The organism is Pseudomonas sp. AC247, assembly GCF_979258015.1.
Window position 1 is genome coordinate 1,251,408 of record NZ_OZ409829.1, and the last position, 19,724, is coordinate 1,271,131.

The 19,724-nt window shown below is 62.5% G+C and carries 7 protein-coding genes; 4 read left to right on the forward strand and 3 right to left on the reverse strand.

Going from position 1 to position 19,724, the window contains the following annotated elements:
* Positions 1–22 precede the first annotated feature (22 nt).
* Both ACZZ0B_RS05980 and ACZZ0B_RS05985 read left to right on the forward strand, forming a co-directional pair.
* Positions 23–13,021 (forward strand): non-ribosomal peptide synthetase, encoded by a 12,999-nt coding sequence (locus tag ACZZ0B_RS05980; protein ID WP_463544591.1) that lies wholly within the window; start codon positions 23–25, stop codon positions 13,019–13,021.
* A 183-nt stretch (positions 13,022–13,204) separates the two neighbouring features.
* On the forward strand, positions 13,205–14,017 hold the full coding sequence (locus ACZZ0B_RS05985) for an alpha/beta fold hydrolase (RefSeq protein WP_463544592.1): 813 nt from the start codon (positions 13,205–13,207) through the stop codon (positions 14,015–14,017).
* 63 nt (positions 14,018–14,080) lie between these two features.
* Here ACZZ0B_RS05985 and dsbG read toward each other — a convergent pair whose 3' ends face one another.
* Genes dsbG through dsbD form a run of 3 tightly spaced genes read right to left on the reverse strand, consistent with a single transcriptional unit; the run spans position 14,081 to position 17,441 of the window.
* A complete protein-coding gene (dsbG, locus tag ACZZ0B_RS05990; protein WP_008088180.1) occupies positions 14,081–14,851 on the reverse strand; it encodes a thiol:disulfide interchange protein DsbG in 771 nt (256 codons plus the stop codon).
* Positions 14,827–15,708, reverse strand: a complete 882-nt coding sequence (locus ACZZ0B_RS05995) for a TlpA disulfide reductase family protein (protein WP_158833315.1) — start codon at positions 15,706–15,708, stop codon at positions 14,827–14,829. The genes dsbG and ACZZ0B_RS05995 overlap by 25 nt, the downstream gene beginning before the upstream one ends.
* Entirely contained in the window at positions 15,708–17,441 is a 1,734-nt protein-coding gene (dsbD, locus tag ACZZ0B_RS06000; RefSeq protein ID WP_463544593.1) for a protein-disulfide reductase DsbD, read from the reverse strand. The genes ACZZ0B_RS05995 and dsbD overlap by 1 nt, the downstream gene beginning before the upstream one ends.
* Positions 17,442–17,594: 153 nt before the next feature.
* On the opposite strand from dsbD, the gene ACZZ0B_RS06005 reads away from it, so the two are divergent.
* Together ACZZ0B_RS06005 and ACZZ0B_RS06010 are read left to right on the forward strand one after the other, a co-directional pair.
* Complete coding sequence (locus ACZZ0B_RS06005; RefSeq protein WP_007908710.1) at positions 17,595–18,275, forward strand: response regulator; 681 nt, start codon at positions 17,595–17,597, stop codon at positions 18,273–18,275.
* The gene (locus ACZZ0B_RS06010) at positions 18,275–19,597 is read left to right on the forward strand and encodes an ATP-binding protein (RefSeq protein WP_463544594.1); all 1,323 of its coding nucleotides are present in this window, start codon (positions 18,275–18,277) and stop codon (positions 19,595–19,597) included. The genes ACZZ0B_RS06005 and ACZZ0B_RS06010 overlap by 1 nt, the downstream gene beginning before the upstream one ends.
* The last annotated feature ends 127 nt before the right edge of the window (positions 19,598–19,724 follow it).

The following is a 19,724-nucleotide window of genomic DNA, read 5'->3' on the forward strand; positions in this document are numbered from 1 at the left end:
CCGAATTCAGGCAGGAAACCTCATGACCGACGCGTTCGAAATCCCCAGCACTCTGGTCCAAGCCCTCCAGCGCCGTGCGGCCCTGACACCGGACCAATTGGCCCTGCGTTTTCTCGCCGAAAACGCAGAGCAGGCTGTGGTACTCAGCTATCGCGAACTGGATCAACGCGCGCGCACCATTGCGGCCGCGTTGCAGGCCGAAGCCGAATTCGGCGATCGTGCAGTCTTGTTGTTTCCCAGCGGCCCGGATTACGTCGCGGCCTTCTTTGGTTGCCTGTACGCAGGCGTGATCGCGGTGCCGGCCTATCCGCCGGAATCCGCCCGTCGTCACCATCAGGAGCGTCTGCTGTCGATCATTGCCGACGCCGAACCGCGCCTGTTGCTGACCAGCGCCGACCTGCGCGACGCCTTGCAGCAGATCGAAGGCGCGCCGCCGCTGCTGTGCGTCGATACCCTCGACAATGCGCTTGCCGAAAACTGGCTCGAGCCGAACCTGCCGCAGGACCACATTGCCTTCCTGCAATACACCTCCGGCTCTACCGCTTTGCCCAAAGGCGTGCAGGTCAGCCACGGCAACCTGGTCGCCAACGAACTGCTGATCCGTCATGGCTTTGGCATCGATGTGAACCCCGACGATGTCATCGTCAGCTGGTTGCCGCTGTACCACGACATGGGGCTGATTGGTGGTCTGCTGCAGCCGATTTTCAGCGGCGTGCCGTGCGTCCTGATGTCGCCGGCATACTTTCTCGGTCGGCCCTTGCGCTGGCTCGAAGCGATCAGCCAATACGGCGGCACCATCAGCGGCGGGCCGGACTTCGCCTACCGTTTGTGCAGCGAACGCGTCAGCGAGTCGGCGCTCGAACGCCTCGATCTGAGCCGCTGGCGCGTGGCCTATTCCGGCTCCGAGCCGATCCGCCTCGACACCCTTGAACGCTTCGCCGAGAAGTTCGCCGCGAGCGGGTTCAGCGACGACAGTTTCATGGCCTCGTACGGTCTGGCCGAGGCCACGCTGTTCGTCGCCGGTACCCCGCGCGGCACCGGCATCCCGGCACTGCGCGTGGACGATCAGGCGCTGGCGCAAAACCGCGCCGAGCCGGGCGAAGGCAGCCCGATCATGAGCTGCGGCATCAGCCAGCCCGAGCACGCGGTGTTGATCGTCGAGCCGAACACGCTCGTAGAACTGGTCGACAACGCCGTCGGCGAAGTCTGGGCGGCCGGGCCGAGCATCGCCCTCGGCTACTGGCGCAACCCCGAAGCCAGCGCCAAGACGTTCGTTCAGCACGCCGGCCGCACTTGGCTGCGCACCGGTGACTTGGGCTTTATGCGCGACGGTGAGCTGTTCATCACCGGTCGTCTGAAAGACATGCTCATCGTGCGCGGCCACAACCTCTATCCGCAGGACATCGAGAAGACCGTCGAGAACGAAGTGGAGGTGGTGCGCAAGGGCCGCGTCGCGGCATTCGCCGTCAACCAGAATGGCGAAGAGGGCATCGGCATCGCCGCGGAAATCAGCCGCAGCGTGCAGAAAATCCTGCCGCCGGAAGCGTTGATCAAGGCGATTCGACAAGCCGTGGCCGAGGCGTATCAGGAAGCGCCGAGCGTGGTGGTGCTGCTCAATCCGGGCGCGCTGCCGAAAACCTCCAGCGGCAAGTTGCAACGCTCGGCCTGCCGCAATCGCCTGGCTGATGGCAGCCTCGACAGCTACGCGGTGTTCCCGGCGACCACAGCCGCAACCGCAGAGTCGGCCACCGGCGCCTGCGAACTCGAAGCGCTGATCGGCAGCATTTGGGCCGAGCAACTCAACGTCAAACAGGTCAACGCCGACGATCACTTCTTCCTGCTCGGCGGCAACTCGATCGCCGCCACGCAAGTGATTGCCAAGGTTCGCGAAGAACTTGGCCTTGAGCTGAATCTGCGTCTGCTGTTCGAAGCGCCGACGCTGTCGGCATTCGCCGCTGCCGTGGCGCAACAGCAACAGGATGGCGGCAGCGCCCAAGGTGCAATCACCGCGTTGTCGCGCAGCGAGCCGATGCCGCAATCGCTGGCGCAAAACCGTCTGTGGATCACCTGGCAACTCGACCCGCAGAGCAGCGCCTACAACATTCCCGGTGCCTTGCGCCTGCGTGGTGAACTGGACGAAGACGCCTTGCGCGCCAGCTTCCAGCAACTGATCGAGCGCCACGAATCGCTGCGCACACGCTTTTTCGAACGCGATGGCGTGGCCCTGCAATGCGTCGATGCCGCCGCTGAATTCAACCTGCAACTGATCGACATCAGCGACCTGCCGGCGCATGAGCGCGAAGCCCGCGCCGTGCAGATTCGCGAAGACGAAGCGCGCACCCAGTTCGACCTGGAAAAAGGCCCGCTGCTGTGGGTGACGCTGGTGCGCATCGATGACGAAGATCATCAACTGCTGGTGACGATGCACCACATCATCGCCGACGGCTGGTCGCTGAACGTGTTGATCGACGAGTTCTCGCGCCTGTACGCCGCCGCTTCGCAAGGCGCGACCGCCAACCTCGCGCCGTTGCCAACCCAATACGCCGACTACGGCAGCTGGCAGCGCCAATGGCTGGCGCAAGGCGAGGGCGAGCGGCAACTGGCCTACTGGAAAAACCAGTTGGGTGACGAGCATCCGACCCTGGAACTGGCCACTGACTCTCCGCGTTCGGCGCAGCATGTTCACAGCGCAGAGCGCCATACAGTACGCTTGGGCGCCAGCCTCAGCGAGGCGATCCGCAACACCGCGCAAGCGCACCAGTCGACATCGTTCATGCTGCTGCTCTCGGCATTCCAGAGCCTGCTGTATCGCTACAGCGGTCAGCGCGATATCCGCATTGGCGTGCCAAATGCCAACCGTCCGCGCCTGGAAACCCAGGGCCTGATCGGCTTCTTCATCAACACCCAAGTGCTGCGCGCCGAGATCGATTCGCGCCTGTCGTTCGTCGAACTGCTGGCGCAGACCCGCCAGGCCGCGCTCGGTGCCCAAGCGAATCAGGATCTGCCGTTCGAACAGTTGCTCGAAGCCTTCCCGCAGGCCCGCGAACAAGGTCTGTTCCAGGTCATGTTCAACCATCAGCAACGCGACCTCAGCGCGCTGAAACGCCTGCCGGGTCTGCTCGCCGAAGAGCTGCCGTGGCACAGCCGCGAAGCCAAGTTCGACCTGCAACTGCACAGCGAAGAAGACCGTAACGGTCGCCTGACCTTGTCGTTCGACTACGCGAGCGAATTGTTCGATGCCACGACCATTGCGCGTCTGGCCGAGCACTTCAGCAACCTGTTGCGCGAAGTTTGCGAACGCCCGGAGCAAGCCATCGGCGATCTGCAACTGCTGACCGCCGGCGAACACGACCAGCAAAAAAACTGGAGCGTCGCAGCGTGCACCCCGGCGCAACAATGGCTGCCAGAGCTACTCAATGAACAGGCCCGCCAGACCCCGGAACGGACCGCACTGGTGTGGGACGGTGGCAGCCTCGACTTCGCGGAACTGCACACTCAGGCAAACCGCCTCGCACACTATTTGCGCGACAAAGGCGTCGGCCCCGACGTTTGCGTGGCCATCGCCGCCGAGCGTTCGCCACAACTGCTGATCGGCCTGCTGGCGATCATCAAGGCCGGTGGCGCCTATGTTCCGCTGGACCCGGATTACCCGGCTGATCGTCTGGCCTACATGCTCAGCGACAGCGGCGTCGAACTGCTGCTGACGCAAACAGAATTGCTCGAGCGTTTGCCGGCCAGCGACGGCGTCAGCGTGATCGCCATGGACGCGCTGCACCTGGAGAACTGGCCGAGCCAGGCACCGGGCTTGCACCTGCACGGCGACAACCTCGCCTACGTGATTTACACCTCGGGTTCCACCGGCCAGCCGAAAGGCGTCGGCAACACTCACGCAGCACTGGCCGAACGTCTGCAATGGATGCAGAACACTTACGCGCTCGATGAAACCGATGTGCTGATGCAAAAGGCGCCGATCAGTTTCGACGTGTCGGTGTGGGAATGCTTCTGGCCGTTGATCACTGGCGCACGTCTGCTGATTGCAGGTCCCGGTGAACACCGCGATCCGCATCGAATCGCCCAACTGGTTCAAGAGCATGGGGTGACCACGCTGCACTTTGTCCCGCCGTTGCTTTCGCTGTTCATCGACGAACCATTGAGCGCTGAATGCACCAGCCTGCGCCGGGTATTCTCCGGCGGTGAAGCGCTGCCAGCCGAACTGCGCAACCGTGTGTTGGCGCAACTGCCCGCGGTGCAATTGCACAACCGTTACGGCCCGACCGAAACCGCGATCAACGTCACCCACTGGCATTGCACCACGGCCGATGGCGAACGCTCGCCGATCGGCCGGCCGCTGGGCAACGTGATGTGCCGCGTGCTCGACGCCGACCTCAATCCCGTGCCGGCCGGCGTGCCGGGCGAGTTGTGCATCAGCGGCATCGGTCTGGCTCGCGGTTACCTCGGTCGTCCAGCGTTGACCGCTGAACGCTTTGTCGTCGATCCATTGGGCGAGCAGGGCGCGCGTTTGTACCGCACTGGCGACCGCGCGCGCTGGACCGCCGATGGCGTCATCGAATACCTCGGCCGCCTCGATCAGCAGGTCAAACTGCGTGGCTTCCGTGTCGAACCGGAAGAAATCGAAGCACGTCTGCTCGCCCAGGACGGCGTCGCCCAAGCCGTGGTGCTGGTGCGCGAAACCGCTGCCGGCGCGCAGCTGATCGGCTACTTCACCGCGACCGATGCCAGTGAAAATCCTGACGAGCAAAGCGCTCGCCTGAAAACCGCTCTGGCCGCCGAACTGCCGGAATACATGGTCCCGGCGCAACTGATGCGTCTCGACGCAATGCCCCTCAGCCCAAGCGGCAAACTCGACCGCCGTGCCTTGCCCGAGCCGCAGTGGCAAGTACGTGAACACGTTGAACCGGTGACTGAGCTGGAACAGCAGATCGCCGCGATCTGGCGCGAAGTGCTGGGTCTGGCGCAAATCGGGCTGCGCGACGACTTCTTCGCCCTCGGCGGTCACTCGCTGCTGGCCACGCAAATCATCTCGCGTACCCGTCAGGCCTGTGACGTCGAGTTGCCGTTGCGCGCGTTGTTCGAGCACAGCGAACTCGGTGATTTCGCCGAACAGATCCGGTTGATCCAGGCCAGCGGCCGCACCAACAAACAGCCGCCGATCGACAAGGTCGACCGCAGCCAACCGGTGCCGTTGTCGTACTCGCAACAGCGCATGTGGTTCCTCTGGCAGATGGAACCGGACAGCCCGGCGTACAACGTTGGCGGCATGGCGCGCCTGCGTGGCGTGTTGCATGTCGAGCGCTTCGAGTCGGCGTTGCAAGCGCTGATCTTGCGTCACGAAACCCTGCGCACCACGTTCCCGAGTGTCGACGGCGTTGCCCGTCAGCAGGTGCATACCGAAACCGGCGTGCGCATGGGCTGGAAGGATTTCTCCAAATTCGCCGCCGACGTGCGCGAGCAAAAGGTTCAGCAACTGGCCGATGAAGAAGCGCATCTGCCGTTCGACCTGGAAACTGGCCCGCTGCTGCGTGCCTGTCTGGTGAAGACTGCCGAGCACGAGCATTACTTTGTTCTGACACTGCACCACATCGTCACCGAAGGCTGGGCGATGGATATCTTCGCCCGCGAACTCAGTGCGCTCTACGAAGCGTTTGTTGATGATCGCGATTCGCCGCTCGAGCCGCTGCCGGTGCAGTACCTCGACTACAGCGTCTGGCAGCGCAACTGGCTGGAATCCGGCGAGCGTCAGCGTCAACTCGACTACTGGACCGCGCAACTCGGTCGCGAACATCCGCTATTGGAGCTGCCGGGCGACCGTCCGCGTCCGCCGGTGCAGAGCCATCAGGGCGAGCTGTTCCGTTTTGATCTGAGCGACGACCTCGCCGCGCGGGTTCGTGCATTCAATGCGCAAAACGGTCTGACCCTGTTCATGACCATGACTGCCGCACTGGCCACGCTGCTCTACCGCTACAGCGGTCAGACCGATCTGCGCATCGGCGCGCCGGTGGCCAACCGCATTCGTCCGGAAAGCGAAGGGCTGATCGGGGCGTTCCTCAACACCCAGGTGCTGCGTTGCCAGCTCGACGGCATGATGTCGGTCGGCGAACTGTTCGAGCAGGTGCGCCACACGGTGATCGAAGGCCAGTCGCATCAGGATCTGCCGTTCGATCATCTGGTTGAAGCCTTGCAGCCGCCACGCAGCGCCGCGTACAACCCGCTGTTTCAGGTGATGTGCAACGTGCAGCGCTGGGAATTCCAGCAGAGCCGCATGCTCGCCGGCATGACCGTCGAATATCTGGCCAACGATGCGCGGGCGACCAAGTTCGACCTCAACCTGGAAGTCACCGATCTCGACCATCGCCTCGGTTGCTGCCTGACTTACAGCACCGATCTGTTCGACGAGCCGACCATCGCACGCATGGCCAAGCATTGGCGCAACTTGCTCGAAGCACTGATCGCCGATCCGCAACAACGTCTCAGCGAATTGCCGCTGCTCGATGCGCCGGAGCAACAGCACCTGCTCGACAGCCTCGGCATCGAGCCGGGCGAGCATCGTCTCGATCAGTGCATCCATCACCTGTTCGCCGAGCAGGCGCTGGCGCGCAAAGACGCGCCGGCCCTGACCTTCGCCGGGCGGACCCTGAGCTATGCCGAACTCGACGCCCGCGCCAACCGCTTGGCCTGGGCCTTGCGTGAGCGTGGCGTCGGCCCGCAAGTGCGCGTAGGCCTGGCGCTGGAGCGTTCGCTGGAAATGGTCATCGGCCTGCTGGCGATTCTCAAGGCCGGCGGCGCCTATGTGCCGCTGGACCCGGAATACCCGCTCGACCGTCTGCACTACATGATCGAAGACAGCCGCATCGGCCTGCTGCTCAGTGATCGGGCAATGTTCAAAGCCCTTGGCGATCTGCCGCCGAGCGTGGCGCGCTGGTGCCTGGAAGACGACAGCGCGGCACTCTCCGATTACCCGGCCACTGAGCTGCCGTTTATCAGCCTGCCGCAGCATCAGGCGTATTTGATTTACACCTCGGGTTCGACCGGTAAACCGAAAGGTGTGGTGGTCTCCCACGGCGAAATCGCCATGCACTGCCAAGCCGTGATCGAGCGATTCGGCATGCGCCCGGACGACTGCGAGCTGCACTTCTATTCGATCAACTTCGACGCTGCGACTGAGCGTCTGTTGGTGCCGCTGCTCAGCGGCGCGCAAGTGGTGTTGCGTGCGCAAGGTCAGTGGGACGCGGAAGAAATCTGCGGCTTGATCCGCACGCATAAAATCAACGTGCTCGGTTTCACACCGAGCTACGGCAGCCAGTTGGCGCAGTTCCTGTCGACGCAAAACGAAATCCTGCCGGTGCGGATGATCATCACCGGTGGCGAAGCGCTGACCGGCGAACATCTGCAGCGGATTCGTGCAGCGTTCAAACCGGCGATGTTCTTCAACGCCTATGGCCCGACCGAAACCGTGGTCATGCCACTCGCCAGTCTGGCGCCGGAGGTGCTGGAAGAGGGCGCCGGCAGTGTGCCGATCGGCAGCGTGATTGGCGCGCGTGTCGCGTACATTCTCGACGCCGATCTGGCGCTGGTGCCGCAAGGCGCGACCGGCGAATTGTTCGTCGGCGGCGCCGGTCTGGCGCAGGCTTATCACGACCGTCCGGGCATCACTGCCGAACGGTTTGTCGCTGACCCGTTCGCCACCGATGGCGGGCGCATGTATCGCACCGGCGACCTGGTGCGCCAGCGTGCCGATGGCTTGGTTGAATACCTCGGCCGGATCGACCATCAGGTAAAAATTCGTGGTTTCCGTATCGAGCTGGGCGAAATCGAAACGCGCCTGCTCGATCACCATTCGATCCGCGAAGCCGTGGTGCTCGCCCTCGATGCGCCGAGCGGCAAACAACTGGTTGGCTATCTGGTCACCGAAGTTGCCGAGCAAAGCGAAGCCAGACAGGCTGCACTGCGCGACGCCCTCAAGTCGCACCTCAAGGCGCAACTGCCGGATTACATGGTGCCGACGCACCTGATTCTGCTGGCGAGCATGCCGCTGACCGCCAACGGCAAACTCGATCGTCGTGCGTTGCCGGCGCCGGATCCTGAGTTGAATCGTCAGGACTACGTCGCGCCGAGCAACGAACTGGAGCAGACCCTGGCGCAGATCTGGTGCGAGGTGCTCAACGTCGAACAGGTCGGCCTTAACGACAACTTCTTCGAACTCGGCGGCGATTCGATTCTGTCGATTCAAGTGGTCAGCCGTGCACGGCAGCAAGGTATTCATTTCAGTCCGCGGGACCTGTTCCAGCATCAGACCGTGCAGACCCTCGCGGCGGTAGCCAGTCGCACCGAGCAGGTGACGGCCGAGCAGGGTCTGGTGGTGGGTGAATCAGCGCTGACGCCGATTCAGCACTGGTTCTTCGACACCGATATTCCTGAGCGTCAGCACTGGAACCAGGCGTTGTTGCTGGAGCCGACCGTGCCGCTGGAACCGCACCGTCTGGAACAGGCGCTGTTGGCGGTGATCGAGCAGCATGACGCCTTGCGTCTGCGCTTCAGCGCAGTCAACGACGCGTGGCAAGCGATGCACCAACCGGTCTCCGATGCGGCGGTGTTGTGGCAAGTGCGCGTTACCTCGATGGACAAGTGCGAAGCGCTGTTTGCCGATGCGCAACGCAGCCTCGATCTGCAAAGTGGCCCGCTGGTTCGCGCCTTGCTGGTCGACGGCCCTGAAGGACAGCAACGCCTGTTTATCGCGATTCATCACTTGGTGGTCGACGGCGTTTCATGGCGTGTGTTGCTCGACGATGTGCAAACCGTTTACCGCCAACTCGACGCTGGGCAGTCGGTCAAACTGCCGGCGAAAACCAGTGCCTTCAAGGACTGGACGGCACGTTTGCAGGCTTACGCCGGCAGCGAATCCCTGCGCGAAGAACTCGACTGGTGGCAGACCCAACTGGCCGGCTCAAACGCCGACCTGCCTTGCGAAAACCCGCAGGGCGGCCAGCAGAATCGCCACGCGCAAACCGTCAGCGTGCGCCTCGATGCCGAACACACTAAACAGTTGCTGCAACAGGCGCCGGCCGCCTATCGCACGCAAGTCAACGATCTGCTGCTGACCGCGCTGGCCCGCGTGTTGTGCCGCTGGAGTGAGCAACCGTCGACGCTGATTCAGCTGGAAGGCCACGGCCGCGAAACCCTGTTCGACGAGATCGACCTGACCCGCACCGTCGGCTGGTTCACCAGCGCCTATCCATTACGCCTGACCCCGCACAACATCGAAGAAGCCGCCGGGCAGGGCGCTTCGATCAAGGCAATCAAAGAACAATTGCGCGCTGTGCCGCACAAAGGCCTGGGTTATGGCGTGCTGCGTTATCTCGCCGATGACCTCAGCCAGCGCAGCATGGCCGCGCTGCCGCATGCGCCGGTCACCTTCAACTACCTCGGCCAGTTCGACCAGAGCTTCGGCAGCGATGCGCTGTTCCGTCCGCTGGATGAGTCGGTCGGTGCCGCCCACGATCCGCACGCGCCATTGCCGAACGAGCTGAGCATCGACAGTCAGGTTTACGGTGGTGAATTGCTCCTGCGCTGGACCTTCAGTGCCGAGCGTTATGACGCGCAAACCATCAACGATCTGGCCGATGCCTACCTCGGCGAGCTGCAAAGCCTGATCAGCCATTGCCTGCAAGACGAGGCCGGTGGTCTGACGCCGTCGGACTTCCCGCTGGCGAAACTGACTCAGGCGCAACTCGATGCGTTGCCGGTGCCGGCCGCGCACATCGAAGACGTCTATCCGCTGACGCCGATGCAGGAAGGCATGTTGCTGCACACCTTGCTCGAACCGGGCACCGGTCTGTACTACATGCAGGATCGCTACCGCATCAACAGCGAACTCGATGCCGAGCGTTTCGCCCAAGCCTGGCAAGCGGTGATCGCCCGTCACGAAGCGCTGCGCGCCTCGTTCTGCTGGAACGTTGGCGAAGACATGCTGCAAGTGATTCACACACCAGGTCGCACGCCAATCGAATATCTGGACTGGAGCGCCGTCGCCGAAACCGAGCAGGAACCGCAGCTGCAAGCGTTGCTGAAAAACGAGCGCGAGGCCGGTTTCGATCTGCTCAATCAGGCGCCGTTTCACCTGCGCCTGATCAAGGTCGGCGCGGCGCGCTACTGGTTCATGATGAGCAACCACCACATCCTCATCGATGCCTGGTGCCGCTCGTTGCTGATGAACGACTTCTTCGAGATCTACACTGCGATGGGCGAGGGTCGTGAAGCGCAACTCGCCGTGCCGCCGCGTTATCGCGATTACATCGGCTGGCTGCAACGCCAGAGCCTCGCCGAAGCGCGGCAGTGGTGGCAGCAGAACCTGCAAGGGTTCGAGCGCACCACGCCGATCCCGAGTGACCGGCCGTTCCTGCGCGAACACGCCGGTGAAAGCGGCGGGATGGTCGTCGGTGACCGCTACACCCGCCTCAATGTCGAGGACGGTGCGCGTCTGCGTGAACTGGCGCAGGCGCATCAACTGACGATCAACACGTTTGCTCAAGCAGCGTGGGCCTTGGTGCTGCGCCGTATGAGCGGTGATCGTGATGTGCTGTTCGGCGTGACCGTGGCCGGGCGTCCGGTGGAAATGCCGGAGATGCAGCGCACGGTCGGCCTGTTCATCAACAGCATCGCGCTGCGGGTGCAGATGCCGGCGGACGATGAACGCAGCAGCGTGCGTCAGTGGCTCAGCGCTTTGCTCGACAGCAACATGCAGTTGCGCGAGTACGAATACCTGCCGCTGGTGAACATCCAGGAACAAAGCGAACTGCCGAAAGGCCAGCCGCTGTTCGACAGCCTGTTCGTCTTCGAAAACGCCCCGGTGGAAGTCTCGGTGCTGGACCGCGCGCAGAGCCTGAACGCGACGTCGGACTCGGGCCGAACCCACACCAACTTCCCGCTGACGGCAGTGTGCTACCCGGGCGATGACCTCGGTTTGCACCTGTCGTATGACCAGCGTTATTTCGATGAATCGACCATCGAGCGCATGCTCGGCGAGTTCAAGCGTTTGCTGCTGGCACTGGTCGACGGCTTCCATGGCGACATGGCCGATCTGCCGCTGCTGGGTGCCGAGGAACAGGACTTCCTGCTGCATGGTTGCAACCAGAGTGCCCACGATTATCCGCTGGAGCAGAGCTATGTTGCGCTGTTCGAAGCGCAGGTCGCCGCCCATCCACAGCGCATCGCCGCGACGTGTCTTGATCAGCAACAGAGCTATGCCGAGCTGAACCACAACGCCAACCGTCTCGGCCATGCCCTGGTCGCGGCCGGGGTGCAGATGGATCAACCGGTGGCGTTGCTCGGCGAACGCAATCTCGATCTGCTCGGCATGATCATCGGCAGCTTCAAGGCTGGCGCGGGTTATCTGCCACTGGATCCGGGCCTGCCGAGCCAGCGTCTGCAACGCATCATCGAGCTGAGCCGCACGCCGGTGCTGGTCTGCTCTAAAGCCTGCTTTGAACAGGCGCAGACGTTGCTGGATGAATTCAGCTGCGCCAATCGCCCACGCTTGTTGGTTTGGGAAGAGGTTCAAGCAGCGGCGATTTCGGCGCAGGACCTGGGTATTTACAGTGGCCCGGACAACCTCGCCTACGTGATCTACACCTCGGGTTCGACCGGCCTGCCGAAAGGCGTGATGGTCGAGCAGCGCGGCATGCTCAACAACCAGTTGAGCAAGGTGCCGTACTTGAACTTGAGCGACGCCGACGTGATCGCGCAGACCGCTTCGCAAAGCTTCGATATTTCGGTCTGGCAGTTCCTCGCCGCACCGCTGTTCGGTGCGCGGGTGGACATCGTGCCGAATACGATTGCCCACGATCCGCAAGGTTTGTTGGTGCATGTGCAGGCGCAGGGCATCACCGTGCTGGAGAGCGTGCCATCGCTGATTCAGGGCATGCTCGCCTCGGATCGCTTGAGTCTGGATGGTTTGCGCTGGATGTTGCCGACCGGTGAGGCGATGCCACCGGAACTGGCGCATCAGTGGTTGCTGCGTTACCCGGACATCGGTCTGGTCAACGCTTATGGCCCGGCGGAATGTTCCGATGACGTGGCGTTCTTCCGTGTCGACATGGCCTCGACGCGCGGCAGTTATTTGCCGATCGGGACACCGACCGACAATAACTTGCTGTATCTGCTCGATGGCGCGCTGGAGCTGGTGCCGTTGGGTGCGGTGGGCGAGTTGTGCGTGGCTGGCACGGGCGTCGGTCGCGGTTATGTCAGCGATCCGCTACGCACCGCGCCAGTGTTTGTGCCGAACCCGTTCGGCGTGCCGGGCGAGCGTCTGTATCGCACCGGTGACCTGGCGCGGCGTCGCAGCGACGGTGTGCTGGAGTACGTCGGCCGCGTCGACCATCAGGTGAAAATTCGCGGTTACCGCATCGAACTGGGTGAGATCGAAGCGCGCCTGCACGAACAGCCGGAAGTGCGCGATGGCGCGGTCGGTGTGCAGGAAGGCGTCAATGGCAAGCACTTGGTCGGTTATCTGGTGGCGGCCGATTCGGCACTCAACCCAAGCGAACGCCTGGAGCGGATCAAACAGCGCCTGCGCGCCGAATTGCCGGAATACATGGTGCCGCTGCACTGGTTGTGGCTCGATCAGCTGCCGCTGAACGCCAACGGCAAACTCGACCGCAAAGCCTTGCCCGCGCTGGAGATCGGCCAGTTGCAGAGCCAGGATTACCTGGCTCCGCGCAATGACCTCGAGCAGACGCTGGCGGATATTTGGGCCGAGGTGCTGAAGGTCGAGCAGGTCGGTGTGCGCGACAACTTCTTCGAGCTGGGCGGGCACTCGTTGCTGGCCACGCAGATTGCCTCGCGGGTGCAGAAGTCGCTGCAACGCGACGTGCCGCTGCGGGCGATGTTCGAGTGCAGCACGGTGGAGGAATTGGCCGAGTACATTGATGGACTGGCGGCGAGTGACATCACCGAGGAGAAAGTCGACCGCTTGAATGATCTGATGGCGGAGCTGGAGGGTCTGTAGTTTTTTCGGTATCTGTACTGGCCTCATCGCGAGCAGGCTCACTCCTACATTGGAATGCGTTCCCTTGTAGGAGCGAGCCTGCTCGCGATCGGGGCCGGCACATTTTTAGACATTTGCCCGATTGACGATCAGCAACCGGCAGCTCAGTCTGCCGGTTCTGTTTTTTACCGCGCAGGTGAATCGATGCCTTTTTTAACGGTTGACGGACAAGCACTGCATTACATCGATCAAGGCACCGGCCCGGCAGTCCTGCTGGCCGGCAGTTATCTGTGGGATCAGGCCATGTGGGCACCGCAGATCGCCGCGTTGTCGCCGCACTATCGGGTGATTGCGCTGGATTTGTGGGGTCATGGCGAGTCGGGGCGGTTGCCTGAAAACACCCGCTCGCTGGACGACATCGCCAGGCAGGCGCAGGCCTTGCTCGATCATCTGAACATCGATCAGGTTACCTTGGTCGGCTTGTCGGTCGGCGGCATGTGGGGCGTGCGTCTGGCGCTGGCGGCACCGCAGCGGATCAACGGCCTGGTGCTGATGGACACCTACCTCGGCGTCGAACCGGAGCCTACCCGTCAGTATTACTTCTCGCTGTTCAAGCAAATCGAAGAAACCGGTGAAATCAGCGAGCCACTGCTCGACATCGTTGTGCCGATCTTTTTCCGCCCGGGCATCGATCCGCAGTCGGCGTTGTATCAGGATTTCCGTGCAAAACTGGCGGCGTATTCGTCGGACCGCTTGCGCGAAAGCATCGTGCCGATGGGGCGTATCACCTTTGGCCGCGATGATCTGTTGCCACGTCTGGGCGAGTTGAGCGCTGCAACCACGCTGGTGCTGTGCGGCGATCAGGACAAACCGCGACCACCGTCGGAAGCACAGGAAATGGCTGAGTTGATTGGCTGCCCGTGGGTGCTGGTGCCGCAGGCGGGGCATATCTCCAATCTGGAGAATCCCGAGTTTGTCACGGAGGTGTTGTTCGCCTTCCTGGCTGAGCGCCATTGAAAAGATCGCAGCCTGCGACAGCCCATGTAGGAGCTGCCGCAGGCTGCGATCTTTTGATCTTGCTTACTTGGGCCCGAGAATCTGCGCCAGCTTGTCCGGCGACGGCGCCCCTTGCTGTTGTTGCAGCTCACCCTTGGCATCCATGTAGAAAATCGCCGGCGTCGCCTGCAGATCGAGGTCTTCCATCAACTGCATATTGGCCGCCAGTTTGCTCTGCACCGCCACCGGAATATCCTTCAGCGCTTTAAGCGAGCTGCCCTTGCCAGCCTTCTCATGATCTTCCAGCGCCTTGCTCGGGTCTTTCGCCGCCAGCAACGCCGCTGATTTGCCCGGGCTGTCCTCACGGATGATCCCGACCATGATGTGCCGCAGTTGCACTTTGCCGGCCTTGACCCAAGGCCGCGCCTGTTCCCAGAACATGTTGCAGTACGGACAGTTCGGGTCGCTGAACAGGTACACCGTGCGCGGTGCATCCTTGTTGCCGTCCTGAATCCAGTTGCTCGCCTCGAACTTGGCCCAGACTTCCTTGGCCATCGGTGCGTAGACCAGTTTTTGCAAGGGTTCGCTGCTCAGGTCCTTGCCGTCGGCGTCGTACAGATTACCCAGCAGAACGTGTTTGCCATCCGGGGTCAGGTACAGCGCCATGCCACGGTTCTGGTATTGCGCCGCATAACCGCGCAGACCGTCGGGCGCATCGAACTGGCCGACGATTTTCGCGCCTTTGGCTTCGATCTGTTTGATCGCCGCCGGCAATTCTTCAGCAGCCTGCACGGACGGCAAGTGCAGCAGGGCGGTGCCCAGGGTCAGCGTCAGCAGGTGGCGGAGGCGGGGCATGGCAGTTTCCTTGCAGAGGTGGCCGGTGCGGTGGCCGGGTTCGAATTCGGGGTTGGCGTGCCAAAGTTTTCCAGGGCACGGGCCAGGCTGGCGTTCGATAGCTCACCAAGGTGACTGCTCAGCAACCGACCGTCAGGGCTATAGAACAGCGTAGTCGGCAATGCCATGGAACCCACGGCTTGACCGAGGCGACCACTGCGGTCGAACAGCACGTTATTGAGGCTCAGGCCCTGGGTTTCGAGAAACGTCGCCACGCTCTGCATGCTTTCGGCCTGATTGACGAACAGGAAGGTCAGATCCGGTCGTTGCTGCTGGGCGTTTTCCAGCACCGGCATTTCGCGGCGACACGGTGGGCACCACGTGGCCCACAGGTTGATCACCAACGGGCCGCCCTGATAGTCGCTGAGCTGGATGGTTTCCCCGGCCGCGTTGCGCAGGGAGATGTCCGGCAGCCGGGTGCCTTGTTCATAGATATTCAGTGACAGGGTTGCGAGCAACCAGAACGCCACGCCGCTGACCACGCCAAAGCCCAGCGGCCGGCGCAAACCGGGCCGGCGCCAGCCGCGATACAACGCCGCCAGCAGCAATACGATCACCCCCGGCCAGGCGAGAAAACCGCCATCGCGCAGGTCGATGATCTGCCACGGGTCATTGCGATAGTGCGCCCAGTACAGCACGACAAACGCCACGCGCGCCGCGAGCATGCCCAGTAGAAACAGGCTGAACAGCGCCGACTCGGGGTTGTCACCGCCGCGCTTGGCCACCCGCCAGCCGACAAAGGTCGCCAGCGCCAGAGCACTGATCAGCAGCAGGTGGTTGAGCGCAATGGCAAAGGTGCCGAGGGTGAACGTCAGCATTAATTGGCGTCTCGGGTGGTGGCCCAGCGTTGCAGGAACGTGTCGGCATCGACTTCGCCGGTGATGCGCTGGCTGCGACGCTCTACGCCATCCGTGCCGATCCAGACGAAGCTCGGTGGCCCCGGCACTTTGTAACGGCTGAGCAGTTCGCGGCTGGCGGCATTGTCGGCGGTGACATCAAGCCTGAGCAGGCGCACATCGCTCAATGCCTGCATGACCTTGTCCTTGCCGAACACCTGTTTTTCCATGACTTTGCACGACACGCACCAGTCGGCGTAATAGTCGAGCAAGACCCATTGGCCTTTGGTTTTCGCTGTATCCAGTTCGCGTTGCAGGGCTTCGGGAGTGTTGATCGTGGTGAACGCTTCATGGCCATTGGGTGCAGCGCTGGTCGTGCGGCCGGCGCTATAAACCTGCAACGGCTGGTACGGATCATCACTGCCGCCCGCCGCGCCGATCACCAGCAAACTGCCCCACAAACCCAGCAGCAGCGCCATTGCGCCGAACATCTGTGCAACACGGCCAAAGCCTTCGGATTGTTTCCAGGCACTGTAAGCGGCAATCAACAACAGCGCGCCGCACAAGCCCAGCCACAACGACGGGTCCAGCACCGGCCGCAGCATCAGCAATGCCGTGGCGAGAAAGAGGAAACCAAACACGCCCTTGAGCAGGTTCATCCACTCGCCGGGTTTGGGCAGGAAGCGATTGCCGACGGTCACCAGCAACAACAGCGGCACACCAATACCGATGCCCAGCGAGAATAGAATCAAGCCACCGTGCAGGGCATTGCCACTCTGCGCGATATACAACAGCGCGCCGGCCAGCGGCGCGGTCATGCAGGGGCCGACCAGCAAGCCCGACAGCGCGCCGAGCACGCCGGCGCCGACCAAGCTGCCACCACTGCGACTGCGCGAAGCGTGTTCGAGGCGATCACGCAGCGCCACCGGCAGTTGCAGTTCAAAGAAGCCGAACATCGGCAACGCCAGCACCACGAAGATCGCGGCAAAGGTGCCGAGCAGCCAAGGGTTCTGCAACCATGCTTGCAGGTTCGCGCCAAGCAGCGCGGCAATCACGCCCATCGCCGCATACACCAGCGCCATGCAAATCACATAACTGCCGGCCAGCGCAAAACCGCGACGCGGTGTGGCACCACTGCCGACGACCATACCGGCGAGAATCGGCAGCATCGGCAGCGTGCAAGGGGTGAACGCCAGCAGCAGGCCGAGGCCGAAGAACACCAGCAGACTCCAGCCCAGTGCGCGCTGTTGCAGGCTGCTGGCCAAGGCCTGATCAGGTGCTTCGGCGCTTGCCGCGACGGCGGCTTTACCGCCGAGGTCAATCACTCGGGTCTGCGGCGGATAGCACAGGCCGGCATCGGCACAGCCCTGATAGCTGACCTTGATCTGGCCGCTGGCCGAGGCGGGGATTTTGACTTCCAGGCCTTGGCGGTAAACCGGTTGCTCACCGAAAAACTCATCGCTGTGCGATTCGCCTTCGGGCAATGCCGGTTGTTGTTCGGCGCTCAGACCGTCGAATTTCAGGCGTTTCTGATACAGGTAATAGCCGTCGGTGATTTGCCAGAACAGCTGGGTTTCACCCGACTCCAGACGCTCGGACGTGAGCACGAACGCTTTATCGACCGGCAGAAACTCCGGTTTTGACTCAAATGGGTTGTTTCCAGCCTGGGCCAGGCTCGAAATCAGCAGAGCAAACAAAAGAAAAAAATGACGCATGGAGGAGCCTTGTCCCTGTGCAAGTGAGGTGCACAATGGGCGGTGGCGATTAACCGATGATTAACCGCCATGCCCTTGTCGCTGTGACGTTCGGGGCATAATGTCAGCTTAATCGGCCAACTGCCTAATCGGCTTTTTTCTACGGGACTCACCATGCACGTACTGGTTTGCGAAGACGATGAGTTGATCGCCAGCGGGATCGTTGCCGGTCTCACGGCGCAGGGGTTGACCGTCGAGCACGTCAACACGGCATCGAAGGCGCGGGCGATGCTCAAGGTCGCCGAATTTGACGTGATGGTGCTCGATCTCGGCCTGCCCGACGAAGATGGCCTCAAGTTGCTGCAACAATTGCGGCAAAGCGGCCTGGAAATCCCGGTACTGATTCTGACCGCACGCGATTCGGTTACCGACCGCGTTGATGGCTTGCAGGCCGGCGCTGACGATTACCTGCTCAAACCGTTCGATCTGCGTGAACTGTTCGCGCGCTTGCAAACCCTGTTGCGCCGCGTGGCGGGCCGCAGCGTCAATCTGATCGAACACGGCGCGCTGACTTATGACCCGAGCAGCCGCGAAACCACCCTCGCCGGGCAACCGGTGGATTTGTCGCGCCGCGAACAGTCGTTGCTCCAGGCCCTGCTGCACAATCGTGGGCGGGTGCTTTCCACCGAGCAACTGAAGGACAGCGTCTACGGCTTCAACGACGAGCTGGAAAGCAACGCCCTCAACGTACACATCCATCACCTGCGCAGCAAACTCGGCAAGGGCATCGTCGAAACCGTGCGCGGCCTGGGTTATCGGCTCGGCCCGGCAGATGGCGGAGATCAAGGCAAGTGATGAGTCTGCGACTGCGCCTGAGCCTGACCCTCGGCGCCGCGTTCGCGCTGATCTGGGCGCTGGCGGCGGCCTGGATGCTCAGTGACCTGCGCAATCAGATGATGTTTTCCCTCGACCAGCGTCTGGTGGCGTCGGCGCGCATGGTCGCCGGGCTGCTGGAACAGTTGCCGACACTGCCGAGCAAAGGCGAGGGCACGCATTTCAGCGCTGAACAATTGAATATTCCTGGCGGCATGGCCTGTCAGGTCAGTTCGTTGCGCGGGGAAATTCTCGCCCGCAGTCATAACAACCCCGAGCAAGCGCTGGAAGCCGAGAAAATGGGCTTCCACGACCAGATCATCGACGGCGCGCCGTGGCGCAGTTTCACCCTCGCACGCGGCGATGTGCGGATTACCACGGCGGATCGGCAGATCGAGCGCGAGGCCCTGAACATGTCGATTCTGCTGGCCGCGTCGGTGCCGGTCGGCGTGGCGTTGCTTGGGTGCCTGTGCCTGTTGTGGCTGGGCATCGGCCAGGGGCTGGCGCCGCTCAATCGCTTGCGTGAAGCGCTGATGCGACGCAATGCCGACTCGCTTGAGCCGCTGCAATTGCAGGCGTTTCCCAGCGAATTGAAACCGCTGCTGGATACGCAGAATCAATTGTTCCAGCGTATAGGCAAGACCATCGAGCGTGAGCGGCGGCTGACCGGTGACGCGGCGCACGAACTGCGCAGCCCGCTGACGGCGATCAAGACCCACCTGCAAGTGGCGCGCATGACCGAAGGCAGCGCTCGCGATCAATCGCTGGCGCGGGCGGAAGAGGGCGCTGATCGCCTGCATCGGACCCTTGAGCAATTGCTGCTGCTGGCGCGAGTCGAAGGCAGTCTGTCGTTCGACGACGGTTCGCAATGCAGTGCCGAACAGGTCGCCCGACTGGCGATTCAGGATGCTACCGGCGGCGAACGACTGCGGATCAAACTGCAATTGCCGGCGCAGCTTTCTGAGGCTCCGTTGCAGATGCCAGCGGTGTTGGCGATTGCCGCGCTGCGCAATTTGCTCGACAACGCGCTGCGCCATACACCGGAGGATTGCGCAGTCGAGGTGAGCCTGGAAACCATCGGCAACCGCGTACGTTTTGTCGTGCGCGACCATGGTCCGGGCATTGCCCCGGATGATTTGCAGCACCTGACCCAGCGCTTCTGGCGCAACGGCCAAAGCACCGGCTGCGGCCTCGGCCTGGCGATTGTCCAGGCGATCGTCCAGCGTTGCGACTGCGCGCTGCATTTCGACAGCCGCGCGGACGGCCTGCGCGTCGAACTGACCATGCCCCTGCAAACGGTCTGATTTCACTCCCCCCTGTAGGAGCTGCCGAAGGCTGCGATCTTTTGATCTTGATCCTGGAAAACAAGATCAAAAGATCGCAGCCTTCGGCAGCTCCTACAGGGGGTTCTCATCAAATGTAACTTCTTGG